The 12,693-nt window shown below is 62.0% G+C and carries 11 protein-coding genes; 1 reads left to right on the forward strand and 10 read right to left on the reverse strand.

Annotated elements, in window-relative coordinates:
* Positions 1–10: 10 nt before the first annotated feature.
* The 10 genes from urtE to IE091_RS10450 form a co-directional block, all read right to left on the reverse strand.
* Positions 11–718, reverse strand: coding sequence for an urea ABC transporter ATP-binding subunit UrtE (gene urtE / locus IE091_RS10405; RefSeq protein WP_039178604.1), 708 nt, complete (start codon positions 716–718; stop codon positions 11–13).
* Positions 718–1,554: an urea ABC transporter ATP-binding protein UrtD gene (gene urtD / locus IE091_RS10410; protein WP_016915368.1), complete on the reverse strand. Its 837-nt coding sequence runs from the start codon at positions 1,552–1,554 to the stop codon at positions 718–720. Before urtD ends, urtE begins: the two co-directional genes overlap by 1 nt.
* Positions 1,551–2,693, reverse strand: coding sequence for an urea ABC transporter permease subunit UrtC (gene urtC, locus IE091_RS10415; protein WP_016915369.1), 1,143 nt, complete (start codon positions 2,691–2,693; stop codon positions 1,551–1,553). Before urtC ends, urtD begins: the two co-directional genes overlap by 4 nt.
* A gap of 6 nt (positions 2,694–2,699) precedes the next feature.
* Positions 2,700–4,307 (reverse strand): urea ABC transporter permease subunit UrtB, encoded by a 1,608-nt coding sequence (gene urtB / locus IE091_RS10420; RefSeq protein WP_039178610.1) that lies wholly within the window; start codon positions 4,305–4,307, stop codon positions 2,700–2,702.
* Between the two features lie 80 nt (positions 4,308–4,387).
* Positions 4,388–5,740, reverse strand: coding sequence for an urea ABC transporter substrate-binding protein (gene urtA / locus IE091_RS10425; RefSeq protein ID WP_189463605.1), 1,353 nt, complete (start codon positions 5,738–5,740; stop codon positions 4,388–4,390).
* A gap of 341 nt (positions 5,741–6,081) precedes the next feature.
* A complete protein-coding gene (locus IE091_RS10430) occupies positions 6,082–7,581 on the reverse strand; it encodes a tripartite tricarboxylate transporter permease (RefSeq protein ID WP_039178617.1) in 1,500 nt (499 codons plus the stop codon).
* A gap of 49 nt (positions 7,582–7,630) precedes the next feature.
* Complete coding sequence (locus tag IE091_RS10435) at positions 7,631–8,113, reverse strand: tripartite tricarboxylate transporter TctB family protein (RefSeq protein WP_039178620.1); 483 nt, start codon at positions 8,111–8,113, stop codon at positions 7,631–7,633.
* Positions 8,114–8,204: 91 nt separating this feature from the next.
* Positions 8,205–9,200 carry a Bug family tripartite tricarboxylate transporter substrate binding protein gene (locus tag IE091_RS10440; RefSeq protein ID WP_039178623.1) on the reverse strand — a complete coding sequence of 332 codons (996 nt, stop codon included), beginning with the start codon at positions 9,198–9,200 and terminating at the stop codon, positions 8,205–8,207.
* Between the two features lie 154 nt (positions 9,201–9,354).
* Positions 9,355–10,083, reverse strand: a complete 729-nt coding sequence (locus IE091_RS10445) for a response regulator (RefSeq protein WP_189463606.1) — start codon at positions 10,081–10,083, stop codon at positions 9,355–9,357.
* A gap of 43 nt (positions 10,084–10,126) precedes the next feature.
* Complete coding sequence (locus tag IE091_RS10450) at positions 10,127–11,821, reverse strand: ATP-binding protein (protein WP_189463607.1); 1,695 nt, start codon at positions 11,819–11,821, stop codon at positions 10,127–10,129.
* 125 nt (positions 11,822–11,946) lie between these two features.
* On the opposite strand from IE091_RS10450, the gene IE091_RS10455 reads away from it, so the two are divergent.
* Positions 11,947–12,693 (forward strand): DUF481 domain-containing protein, encoded by a 747-nt coding sequence (locus IE091_RS10455; protein ID WP_081135913.1) that lies wholly within the window; start codon positions 11,947–11,949, stop codon positions 12,691–12,693.

Raw genomic sequence — 12,693 nt, forward strand, 5'->3', positions numbered from 1 at the left:
TGTGGATAACTCAAACCGTCAAATGCTGTTTGATCAGTTCGTTGGAGAGTTCGCTGATATCGCCTTTGGCCACCGGGCGGCCGCGGTCCATGATCACGAAGCGATCGGCGTATTTGCGGGCGAAGGGTAGCTTCTGCTCTACCAGCAGCACCGTCAGGCCGTCTTCTTTGATCAGTTGGCGAATCACCTGACCAATCTGGGCGACGATATTGGGCTGAATGCCCTCGCCGGGCTCGTCCAGAATCAGCAGTTTCGGTTCGATCACCAGCGCGCGGCCAATGGCGAGCTGCTGCTGTTGCCCACCGGACAAATCGCCGCCACGGCGGTGTTTCATCTCCTTGAGCACCGGAAACAGCTCGTAAATGCGCTCGGGAATTTTCTTCAGCCCGTCGCCCCGAGCGGCCAGCCCGGTGCGCAGGTTCTCCTCCACCGTCAGCAGCGGGAAAATCTGCCGCCCTTGGGGCACGAAACCGATGCCCAGGCGCGAGCGCGCCTCCACGGCTTTTTTGGTGAGTTCGATCTCGCCATCATTGCCCTGGTAGCGCAGCTGGCCGCTCTTCACCGCCACTTCCCCCATGATGGCTTTCATCAGGGTGGTTTTACCCACCCCGTTGCGGCCCATCACGCAGGTGCACTGCCCGGCAGGCACCTCCAGGTCCAGATCCCACAGGGTGTGGCTTTCGCCGTAGAACTGGTTCAACTTGTCGACGGTCAGCATCAGGCCATCTCCTCCTCGTCCGCGCCCAGGTACACTTCGACCACTTTCGGGTCATTGGAGACCTGATCCATGCTGCCTTCGGCCAGCACGCTGCCCTGGTGCAGCACGGTCACCTTGCGCGCAATCGAGCGTACAAAGCCCATGTCGTGCTCCACCACCACCACCGACTGTTTGCCAGCCAGCCCCGTAAGCAGCTCGGCGGTGCGCTCCATCTCCTGCTCGGTCATCCCGGCCACCGGCTCGTCCACCAGCAACAGGCGCGGGCGCTGCATCAGCAGCATGCCGATCTCCAGCCACTGCTTCTGGCCGTGGGAAAGAATCCCGGCGGGCTGGAAGCGCAGCGCGGTCAGGCCGATGGTGTCCAGCACGTCGTCGATGCGGTCGCTGATCTCGCTGGTCATGCGGGCGGTCAGCGTGGGAAAGATGCGCTTGTCGGCGGCCATGGCCAGCTCCAGATTGTCGAACACGCTGAGCGCTTCGAACACCGTGGGCTTCTGGAACTTGCGGCCAATGCCGAGGCTGGCGATTTCCGGCTCGTTCATTTGCAGCAGGTTATGGCGGCTGCCGAACCAGACGCTGCCCTGGTTGGGGCGGGTCTTGCCGGTGATGATGTCCATCATGGTGGTTTTACCGGCCCCGTTGGGGCCGATGATGCAGCGCAATTCGCCGTCGTCGATGGTCAGGTTGAGGTTATTGATGGCCTTGAAGCCATCGAAGCTCACCGTCACGTCTTCCATGTACAGAATCGGGCCGTGGCGAACGTCCACCGGCGAGGCTTCCCCCGCCATGAAGTCGAACACTCGGTCGCGTGCTTTCAGCGATTGTATCAGGCTCATGCTGCAGCCTCCGTAGGCGGTTGTTCGGCTTTGCGACGGCGCTTCACGTGGCTCAAAAGACCCGCGACGCCCTTGGGCAGGAAGACCGTGACCAGTACGAACAGCGCGCCCAGGGCAAACAGCCAGGCGTCCGGCATGACCCCGGTAAACACGGTTTTGGCGTAGTTGACCAGAATCGCCCCAATGACGGCACCGTACAGCGTGGCTCGCCCACCCAGTGCTACCCAGAGCACGATTTCGATGGAGAACAGCGGCGAGAATTCGCTAGGGTTGATGATGCCTACCTGAGGCACATAAAGCGCCCCCGCCAGGCCCGCCAGCATGGCCGAGACCACGAACACGAACAGCTGGAAGCGTTCGACCCGGTAGCCGATGAAACGCGTACGCGCTTCGGCATCGCGGGTGGCCACGCACACGCGGCCCAGCTTGCTGGTGACAATGGCACGGCACAGGATGTAGCCCAGCGCCAGCGCCACCCCAGTGGCAATGAACAGCCCCAGCCGCGTGTCGTTGCTGCGCAGGTTGAAGCCCAGCAGCTCACGGAAATCGGTGAGGCCATTGTTGCCGCCGAAGCCCATCTCGTTGCGGAAGAAAGCCAGCATCAGGGCAAACGTCAGCGCCTGGGTGATGATCGACAGATACACCCCGGTCACCCGCGAACGGAACGCCAGGAAGCCGAACACCAGCGCCAGCAGGCCAGGGGCCAGCAGCACCATGGCAAAGGCGAACCAGGCCATATCGAAGCCCAGCCAGTACCAGGGCAGGCTGTCCCAGTTCAGAAACACCATGAAGTCGGGCAGAACCGGATGGCCATAGGTGCCACGGTCGCCAATCTGGCGCATCAGGTACATGCCCATGGCGTAGCCGCCAATGGCGAAGAACGCCCCGTGGCCCAGGCTCAGAATGCCCAGATAGCCCCACACCAGGTCCACCGCCACGGCCAGCAGCGCATAGCTCAGGTACTTGCCGAACAGGTTCACGGTGTAGGCGTTGACATGCAGCGGATGCCCTTGCGGCACTGCCACGTGCAGTACGGTGACCAGCACCAGGGCGGCCAGCAGCACGCCGAGAAAGAGCTGAGTGGCCCGTTCGCCGAACGGGCGGAGCAGCCAGAACCGTTGAGAAGATGATGTCATCATGATGGGTTAGCCCTCCGCAGCCCGGCCCTTCTGCGGGAAGAGTCCACGCGGGCGTTTTTGAATGAACAGGATGATGAACACCAGCACGATGATCTTGGCCAGCACGGCACCCGCCCAAGGCTCCAGCACCTGGTTGATGATACCCAGTGAAAGCCCCGCCACCAGCGTGCCCCACAGATTACCCACGCCACCGAACACCACCACCATGAACGAGTCGATGATGTAGTTCTGGCCCAGGTTGGGGCCGACGTTGGTGAGCTGCGACAGCGCCACACCGGCCAGCCCCGCCACGCCGGAACCCAGCGCGAAGGTCATGATGTCCACCCGAGTGGCCCGGATGCCCATGGAGCGTGCCATGGCGCGGTTCTGGGTCACGGCGCGCACTTCGAGCCCCAGCCGCGTGCGGCGCATGATCAGCATCAGCCCAGCAAACACCACCAGCGCAAAGCCGAGCACGAACATGCGGTTGAGGGTCAGCGAGAGCGCATCGTTGATCACCAGCGAGCCGCTCATCCACTCGGGCGTCACCACGGTGCGGTTGAGCGGAGAGATCACCGTGCGCACCAGCTGCTGCAGAATCAGGCTGATGCCGAACGTGGCCAGCAGCGTTTCCAGCGGGCGGCCCTTGAGGAACTGGATCACGCCCCGTTCGATGGCAATGCCCACCAGGGCAGCCACCATGAAGCCCGCCGGAATGGAAAGAATCAGCGCCAGCCCCGGCTGGCCCGGCAGCAGTTGCTGCATCATCCAGGTGGTATAGGCGCCCAGCATCATCAGCTCGCCGTGGGCCATGTTGATCACGCCCATGACACCAAAGGTGATGGCCAGGCCGATGGCCGCCAGCACCAGTACCGACCCCAGGCTCAGGCCAAAGTAGAGCGTTTCGAGGCCACGATTGAGCTTGAGGTTTTGCTCGATGCTGAGGAGCGCCTCTCTGGCCGCGTCGGCGACCACCGGGTCATCGCCATTGGCCGCGCGATTGAGCGCCACACGGGCACGCGGATGCAGGCTGCCACGCAGCGCTTCCACGCCTTCCATCTGGCCCGCTTCGGTTTGATAAATGGCCAGTGCCTGCGCTAACCGGCGCTGCACCTGGCTATCCTCTTCTTCGGCAATCAGCGCTTCCAGAGGCTCGGCCAGCGTCTCGTCCACTTCGCCCAACAGGCGCTCGGCGGAGGTACGGCGGCGTTCCACGTTGGGGGAGTAGAGGTCGACCACGGCGATGGCGCTGCGCAGTTGGTTGCGCAGGGCGTTGTTGATGCCGATGCGGTTGAGGTCGCGGCGGGACATCTCGCCCAGCGGCTCTTCGGTCAAGGCATCGGCCACGGGCCAGTCACGCCCGGTGTTGTTCAACACCACGACGAAGCGACCCTCGCTGGTGCGCTGCAGGCGGCCATCGAGCAAGGCTTGCAGCCAATCTCTGGCGCGCTCGTCGTCGCTTTGCAAAATGGCCGTAATCGCGTCGCCTTTTGCGCGGAAGTTCTCCACGTCCAGCGCTTCCAGCAGCGCCAGTGCCGCGTCGTCATCAGAAGGTGTGGTGGGGGTTTGTGCCTGCGACAACGTCGCCATGCTGAGCAGCAACAGACACAACACCCCAGAAAGGAAACGCCTCATGGGGTTCTTCCTTTGGTCATCATCAATGGGGAGAGGTAGCGTGCTCCCTTGCTGCGACGGGTCGCAGCAAGGGAAGAGTGTTACTCGGCGAGTGCCGCTTCGGCTTCTTCTGCTGCGGTGCTGCCACCGCACGAACCGTTGGCGACGTTGAAGTTGCCGCAGCGCATCGGTGCACGCCAGTCAGCAATCAGGTCGCGAGAACCCGGCAGGAAGTCCGACCAGGCATCGCCTGCCACGGTGGACGGCGTTTGCCAGACGATGTCGAACTGGCCGTTATCCTGCACTTCACCGATCAACACCGGCTTGGTGATGTGGTGGTTGGGCATCATGGCGGCATAGCCACCGGAAAGGTTAGGCACGGTCACGCCGATGATCGCATCTTTCACCGCGTCCACATCGGTGGTGCCTGCCTTGCGCACCGCTTCGGCCCACATGTTGAAGCCGATGTAGTGGGCTTCCATGGGGTCGTTGGTGACCGCTTCTTCATCGCCTGTCCAGTCGATCCAGGCGTCGATGAAGTCGTAGTTGGCGTCGGTGTCCACGCTCATGAAGTAGTTCCAGGCGGCCAGGTGGCCCACCAGCGGCCCGGTATCGATACCGGACAGCTCCTGCTCACCCACCGAGAAGGCAATGACGGGAATATCCGCAGCATCGATCCCCTGGTTGGCCAGCTCACGATAGAACGGCACGTTGGCATCGCCGTTGATGGTGGAGACCACCGCCGTGGGTTTGCCCTCTTCACCAAAACGACGGATTTCAGAGACGATGTTCTGCCAGTCCGAATGGCCGAACGGGGTGTAGTTGACCATGATGTCTTCTTCGGCCACCCCGTGCTCATCCTTCAGGAAGGCTTCCAGAATCCGGTTGGTGGTACGCGGGTAGACGTAGTCGGTGCCGATCAGCGCAAAACGCTCGATCCCGACTTCGTTGATCAGGTACTCCACCGCAGGAATGGCCTGCTGGTTGGGTGCCGCGCCGGTGTAGAAGACGTTCTCGGAAGACTCTTCCCCTTCGTACTGTACCGGGTAGAACAGCAGGCCGTTCAGCTCTTCGAACACCGGCAGTACCGCCTTGCGGGATACCGAGGTCCAGTTACCGAACACCACGTCTACCTCATGCTGGGCCAGCAGCTCGCGGGCACGCTCGGCAAACAGCGGCCAGTTGGAAGCGGGGTCGACCACCACGGCTTCCAACTGACGCCCCAACAGGCCACCAGCTTCGTTCTGCTGTTCGATGAGCATTTCGACGGTGTCTTTCAGGGTCGATTCGCTGATCGCCATGGTGCCGGAGAGGGAGTGCAGAATACCCACCTTGATCGGGTCGTTGTCCTGGGCAACGGCCTGGGCGCTGGCGCCCATGATGGCGGCGGCCAGGGCGGCCGTGGCGAAACGGCCAAGGGTACGAGGGTGTATCTTGCGTTGCGATGTGGTCACTTGAACCTCCTTGCACCCCTTGGAAGGGGCTTGTTATAGGCGCGTTGAGCGGGCATTCACCCGCCGTGGGCTAATCCACCTTTCACACTGCAAGGGGTGCGCCAGATTGAATCAAAGCCTATTAAGACAATGACAATCAGACAGTTAGCGATACTCAAAAAAACTCGCATTGCGCCAGGCGCACTAATTCAGGGCAAGCAGAGAGGCGCCATGCACAGTTGTCATGCACCACCAAAGCGCCTTGCACCAAAGAGGGGTGCACGCACACAAAAAAGCGCCCGGGGTTTCCCCCGGGCGCTGACAACGCCAAAACTCACTCCATCACACCACCAGACAATCGCTTATTTGGCGGCCATGGCCTTCTGCTTGCGGCGCTTTTTCAGCAGCGGCATGCCCAGCGACAGGGCCGCAATGATCAGCAGCGACAGTGAAATGGGCTTGTCGATGAAGATGGACCAGTCACCGCCGGAAATCTGCAGTGCGCGGCGCATGGACTCTTCCATCAGGCTGCCCAGGATCAGCGCCAGAATCAGCGGCGCCGTGGGGAAGCCGAACAGGCGCAAGCCCAGGCCGATCAAACCGAAGCCCAGCAGCAGCAGCAGGTCGAAGACGCTGAAGCTCATGCCGTAGACACCGATCATGCAGAAGATCAGGATCATCGAGAGCAGCAGCGGACGCGGCATATCGAGAATCTTGGCGATCAGCGGAATCAGCGGCAAGTTGAGTACCAGCAGGAAAATATTACCGATGTACATACTGGCAATGACCCCCCAGAACACGTCCGGGCGCTGCTCCAGCATCATGGGGCCAGGCGTCACGCCCATGACCAGCAGCGCACCCAGCAGCACCGCCGTGGTGCCCGAGCCAGGCACACCCAGGGTCAGCAGTGGTACGAACGAGCCGGTACAGGCGGCGTTGTTGGCCGCTTCGGGAGCTGCCACGCCCTTGATGTTGCCCTTGCCGAAGGTGTCACCATCCTTGGCCAGGCGTTTTTCCATGCTGTAGCCCAGGAAAGAACCAATGGTGGCACCGGCCCCCGGCAGTACGCCGGTAAAGAAGCCCAGTACCGAGCTACGGCTGATGGGGCCTGCAATTTGCTTCACTTCACTGCCGCTCAGCTTGAGCGAACCGATGGCGTTACGCGGCACTTCCTTGCCACCGCCCCCGCGCAGCAGCATGTAGAACACTTCCGCCAGGGCGAAGATACCCAGCGCCACGACCAGGAAGTCGATGCCGTCGAGCAGCTGAATCGAGCCAAAGGTGTAGCGCTCGGTGCCGGTTTGCATGTCGATACCGACGATCGAGATCATGATGCCGATCACCGCCGCAATCAGGCCCTTCACCAGCGATTTGTCCGACAGCGAGACGACCGCCGTCAGGCCCAGCACCATGAGCGCGAAATATTCGGGTGGCCCGAAACTGACCGCCACCTTGGAAAGCAGCGGCGCCACCAGCATCAAGAAGATGACCGAGACCGTGCCGCCAATGAACGACGCGTAGGCGGCAATGGCCAGCGCCTTGCCCGCCAACCCCTGCTTGGCCATGGGGTAGCCATCGAAAGAGGTCGCGACCGTGCCTGCCACCCCCGGTGCGTTGAGCAAGATGGAAGAGGTCGAGCCACCGAAAATGGCCCCGTAATAGACGCCCGACATCAGGATCAGGCCCGACGCAGGGTCCATAGAGAAGGTGATCGGAATCATCAGCGCCAGGGCACTGATCGGGCCAAGGCCCGGCAACATACCGATGATGGTACCGGCAAACACACCGGCAAAGACGTAAGCGATATTGATGGGCTCGAGCGCGATGCCAAAGCCGTACATCAAGTTGTTCAAGGCATCCATGGGCGTATCTCTCTTAAAAAACTACGACAGGTGCGTGGGCACGGCGTATTCAGAACGGCAAGAGGCCAGTGGGCAGGTACACATCCATGACGCGCGTCATGGTGAGATACAGCGCCAGGACCACCCCCAGGGAAGCCGCCAGGTTGATGCCATGACGACGGTAGCCGTAATAGGCCGTCAACCCCGTGCACAGCAGCGTCGATGCCAACACGAAGCCCAACGGCACCAGCAGGAAGGCATAGGCGGCGATGGCCACGGCGGTGATCACGACCCGCGCCCAAGGCGTGAACAGCAGCGGGCCGTTGGTGGCCTCTTCGTCGATCTCGTCAGCGCCTGCCAGCGGTACCGGTTTTTCAAAGAAGAGCAGCCCTGCTAGCAATAACAAGGTAATTCCCAGCACTTTTGGAAACAGGTCTGAATCCACCGGGCGCGGCAGAGGAAAGGTTGGAATTTGCCAGGCCATTGCTAGATAGGCGGCGGCTAGAAGCGCCAGCACGAGGGCCAGCCACTGGTTAGTGTTCAATCGAGTCATGGGGAGTCTCTCCGAAGGCGCAGGTTGCGCTTACGGTCACAGGCAGTGACCCCGGGCCTGGCTGGCCCGGGGCAGCACGGTGAAGCGGGGGTTATTGAGCCAGCAAGCCCAGGTCGCTCAGGACGCTGCTGAACTGTTCTTTCTGCTCATCCAGGAACGCGCCAAACTCTTCGCTGTCCTGGTAGGCATCGATCCAGCCCAACTGGTCACGCGCCTGCTGCCAGCCATCGGTTTCAAGCATTTCTGCAAACAGGTCTTCGTAGTAGGCCACGGCTTCGGCAGGCATGTCAGGGGTGCCCATCACGCCACGCCAGATATCGAAGGTGTAGTCCACACCCTGCTCTTGGTACGTGGGCACGTCGGCCAGGGCGCCGCCCAGGCGCTCAGGGGCAGATACGCCCAGTGCACGCAGTTGGCTGCCTTCGCCGAGCTGACCTACGGACTCACCCGCGCCGGTAATGACCGCCTCGATATGCCCCCCCATCAGGTTGGTCATGGCATCGCCACCACCCGAGAAGGGAATATAGTTCACCGTAGAGGCATCGAGACCCGCCGCAGATGCCAGGCCAGCCACCGAAATATGGTCCATCGAGCCCGGCGCACTGCCGCCGCCCACGCTCAGGCGCGGGTTCTCTTTCAGCGCGTCGAACAGGTCATTGATGGTCTGATATTCGGAATCCGCTGACACCAGAATGATGGAGTAGTCGGTGATCAGACGCGCCACCGGCGTGAACGCCGTGTGGTCGTAGCGCGAAGCACCTGCCAGCGGCACCAGGATGATGGGCGGGCTGGTGGCGAACAGCTTGTGCGGGTTACCGCTGTCACGGGCGATTTGCGCCCATGCCACGGCACCGCCGCCGCCAGGCACGTTGATGGCCGCAAAGTTACGGTCTGCCAGCTGCTCTTCCTGCAACACGCGAGAAACGGTACGCACCAGCGTATCCCAGCCACCGCCTGGGTTGGCAGGCGCGACGAATTCGATGGAACGGCTTGGTGTCCACTCCTGGGCCTGTACGCCAGTGGTCATGGCGAGGGCTGCCAGAGGCAGAGCAAATACAGCGGCGCGCTTGAAGGAAAGCGAGGTCATGGGCGTTCTCCACAGTCAATTATGTTGTTATGCGCGGTGATCGACACGCGGCAATTGTGGTTACACCGCGAACGTTAGAAGAAAGCCACTCCTCACCACAAGCTTGTGACCATAAACGACAAATTGTTCTTTATGAGCGTTTTGTTCATTTTGTTCACGTACCGAGCCAGCCGTGATCTCCCTTCAATAGGCGGTAGCGCCGCTCGGGTCGCCCGACATCCCCGTAACCCAGCTCTGCGCCTACGGCCTGCTCGGCCACGAGAAACTCCAGGTAGCGGCGTGCCGTCGAGCGGCTGGCGCCCATGGTACGCGCCACCTGCATGGCGGTCAGAGCGCCGCTGTCTGCTGCCAAGGCTTCCACCACACGGCGCAGGGTCAAGCGGTCGATGCCCTTGGGCAAGCTGCGCTGAGGGGCCCGTGCAGGCTCGCTGGGCGTCACCCGGGCCAGCACGTGGTCCAGCTCGTCCTGGTTCAGCTCGGCGCGGTTGGCCAGCGCCTCCCGTTCGCGCCGAAAACGCGCCAGCATCTGGTTCATTCTGGCCGCTTCGATGGGCTTGATCAGGTAGTCGAACACCCCGCCACGCAGCGCCTCGCTGATGGTTTCCACCTCACGGGCCGCCGTCACCATGACGATATCCACGTGCACATGGTCGCGGCGAATCGACCACAAAAGCTCCAGCCCTTCCACGTCGGGCAGGTAGGCATCCAGCAGAATCAGCTGTATTTGCGAGGCGTGCTCGGCCATCAGCGCTTTGGCTTCGCTGCCGTTGCGCGCCATGCCCACCACATAAAAGCCGTCGCTTTGCTCGATGAAGGCGCGGTGAATATCGGCGATGCGGAAATCGTCTTCGACGACCAGAATGCCGTATTGCGTCGCAGACATGCGTCATCCTCTTGTTGACTTCGTTATTATGAGCGTGAACCGCTTAGCCTGGCAGCCGAGGCCCATCGCTGCTGGCGCACAGCGAGCGGTCCAGCACGGCAATGAAACAGGCGCCCCCCAGCTCGCTCTCTTCCAGGGTGATCGCGCCACCGTGCTGACGACACAGCCGTTCCACCAGTGCCAGGCCGATGCCTCGGTGCTTGCCGGTCTTGGTCGAAAAACCCTCCTTGAAGATCGACCCGGCGTGCTCCGCGGGGACCCCCGCCCCATTGTCTTCGACCTCGACCAACAGCTGTTCGCCCAAATCGGTGAAGAACAGCCGCACCCGGGGTTCGCTGGCGTGGGGGCCATTCAGTGCCGCATGGCAGGCATTATCCAGCAAATTGCCCACCACGCTCATCATGACCTCCTGCCCCGTTGGCGTCAGCGGGCAGGAGAGCGAGCTTTGTTCGTCGATTTCCAGCACCACGCCCAGTTCACGGGCGCGGGTCAGCTTGCCCAGCAGCGTGCCGCTCAGCACCGCATCGGCCACATGGCGCATCAGGAAGTTCATCTGTGCTTGGGCACGCTCGGTTTCCTGATGAATCAGGGCCAGCGCTTCCTCGATGCGCTGCAACTGCAGCAGCCCGGAAATGGTGTAGAGCTTGTTGGAGAACTCGTGGGCCTGGGCGCGCAGCATGTCCACGTCGCGGCTGGCCTGGGTCAGCGCCTGGGAGAGGTCGATGATTTCTCGGCGGCTACGGAAGGTGGCCACGGCGCCTTCGATTTCGCCCTCGTGAATGATGGGCACGCGGTTGACCACCACCGGGTGATCCCCCAGCCACATTTCCTGGTCGAACTCCTGCTCACCGTGTCTGAGCACTTCCAGCAGGCGGGAATTGGGCACTACCTCGCGGATGGGCTGCCCCAACAGCACGTGCTCGTCGGGCAGCTCTAAAAAGCGGCGCGCCTGCTGGTTCACCAGGGTAATGTGGCCGTCTCGATTGACCGCCAGAATACCTTCGTGAATCGATTGCAGGATGGCTTCCTTTTCCATGGCGAGACGGGCGATTTCGTAGGGTTCGAGGCCGAGAATGATCTTCTTGAGGTGCTGCGACAGCCAATAAGCGCCGGCAAACCCGAGCACGATCATCATGGCCACCAGTATCCAGCCCAGCTTGGTGTAGCGCGCCACGTCCATGTCCACGCGGTCGAGCATGAAGCCGACGGAAACCACGCCGATGATGTTGCCCTCTTCATCCCAAATCGGCGTTTTGCCGCGCATGGCGGTGCCCAGGGTGCCGGTGGCTTCGGACACGTAGGATTGACCATAGATCAGCGCTTGATCATTATCATCCCCCACCATGCGCTCGCCGATGCGCTCGGGCACCGGGTGGGAGTAGCGTATCGACTGAGCGTTGCCCACTACCACATAGCGCGCGCCCGTCTCCTGGCGCACCCGCTCGGCCAGCGGCTGAATGAAGTGGGAAGGCTCGGGCGTGGAGAAGGCATCGACGATTTGCGGCATGGCCGCCACGGTCTTGGCGACCGCCAGCGCCCGCTCGCCCATTTGATAGGTGATAATGTCGGCTTTACGGTAGTTCAGGTAGGTCCCTTGGGCCAGCAGCATACCCGCCAGCAGCAGGCCCACCAGGATCATGACCTGTAAGCGAAAGCTGCGTTTGTACCAGCGTCGCTTGGCGCGCGTGCGACGCCAGCGCTGCAGTTCGGCCAGGGTGCGTGGGCGGGGCTCGGTCATAAGGGAACTCGTGATGCGCAAGAGCGTCATTATGGCACGCACCGCCAGGCGGCGTTAGGCTTTGCGCTTTTTCACCCAGCGGCTTATATACTCCCTGCCCACCGCAACACTCAAGGAGGAGAAAAGTGCGACACCTTTCACGCTACCTGTTACTGGCCAGCTGCCCGCTCTGGGCGGGGGCTGCCGCAGCCAACCCCTTTTATGCGCCACCGCCGCCCCAGGAAGATGCGCCCATCTTCAGCGGCGACGCCGAGCTTGGTTTCAACCAGCTCTCCGGCAATACCGACAGCCGCACGCTGATCGGCAAAACACTGCTCACCTGGCTGACCGGCGACTTCACCCACTCGTTTCGGGCAGAAGTGCGCAATGTCAGCAAGGATGGCAACACCAGCGCGGAGCAGTACCTCGTGGCGGGGCGGGAGCGCTATGACTTCAACGGCCCGCATTATCTGTTTGGGTTTGCCCGCTGGGAAAAAGACCGCTTTGCGGGCTACGATCAGCAGCTCACCGCCATTGGCGGCTATGGTCGGCAGATCGTGGATGGCGAGCGCCACTATCTTTCTCTGGAAGCAGGGCCCGGCTATCGCCATGACCGGCTGCGTGACGATGAGAACGAGCGGCTGGGCGTGGCCTACTCGGCGCTGGACTACCGCTGGGAGTTCTCCCAGTTCGCGGATCTACGCCAGGAGATGTCGGTGGAGTACACCCATGAGAACACCACCTCGCGCTCGCTGTCGGCCCTCACGGCACGTCTGAACTCGCGGCTGTCGCTGCGCCTGTCTCATGAGATCAAGCGCAACTCCCAGCCCCCCGAAGAGGCCAGCGAGCGTACCGACCATACCACCAGCGCGTCGCTTCTCTACCGCTGGTAG

The sequence above is a fragment of the Vreelandella hamiltonii genome, from assembly GCF_014651775.1.
GTDB classification, from domain to species: domain Bacteria; phylum Pseudomonadota; class Gammaproteobacteria; order Pseudomonadales; family Halomonadaceae; genus Vreelandella; species Vreelandella hamiltonii.

Coding starts and splice junctions, on each gene's coding strand:
- urtE (WP_039178604.1), bottom strand. CDS start 718: ATGCTGACCGTCGACAAGTTGAACCAGTTCTACGGCGAAAGCCACACC.
- urtD (WP_016915368.1), bottom strand. CDS start 1,554: ATGAGCCTGATACAATCGCTGAAAGCACGCGACCGAGTGTTCGACTTC.
- urtC (WP_016915369.1), bottom strand. CDS start 2,693: ATGATGACATCATCTTCTCAACGGTTCTGGCTGCTCCGCCCGTTCGGC.
- urtB (WP_039178610.1), bottom strand. CDS start 4,307: ATGAGGCGTTTCCTTTCTGGGGTGTTGTGTCTGTTGCTGCTCAGCATG.
- IE091_RS10430 (WP_039178617.1), bottom strand. CDS start 7,581: ATGGATGCCTTGAACAACTTGATGTACGGCTTTGGCATCGCGCTCGAG.
- IE091_RS10435 (WP_039178620.1), bottom strand. CDS start 8,113: ATGACTCGATTGAACACTAACCAGTGGCTGGCCCTCGTGCTGGCGCTT.
- IE091_RS10440 (WP_039178623.1), bottom strand. CDS start 9,200: ATGACCTCGCTTTCCTTCAAGCGCGCCGCTGTATTTGCTCTGCCTCTG.
- IE091_RS10445 (WP_189463606.1), bottom strand. CDS start 10,083: ATGTCTGCGACGCAATACGGCATTCTGGTCGTCGAAGACGATTTCCGC.
- IE091_RS10450 (WP_189463607.1), bottom strand. CDS start 11,821: ATGACCGAGCCCCGCCCACGCACCCTGGCCGAACTGCAGCGCTGGCGT.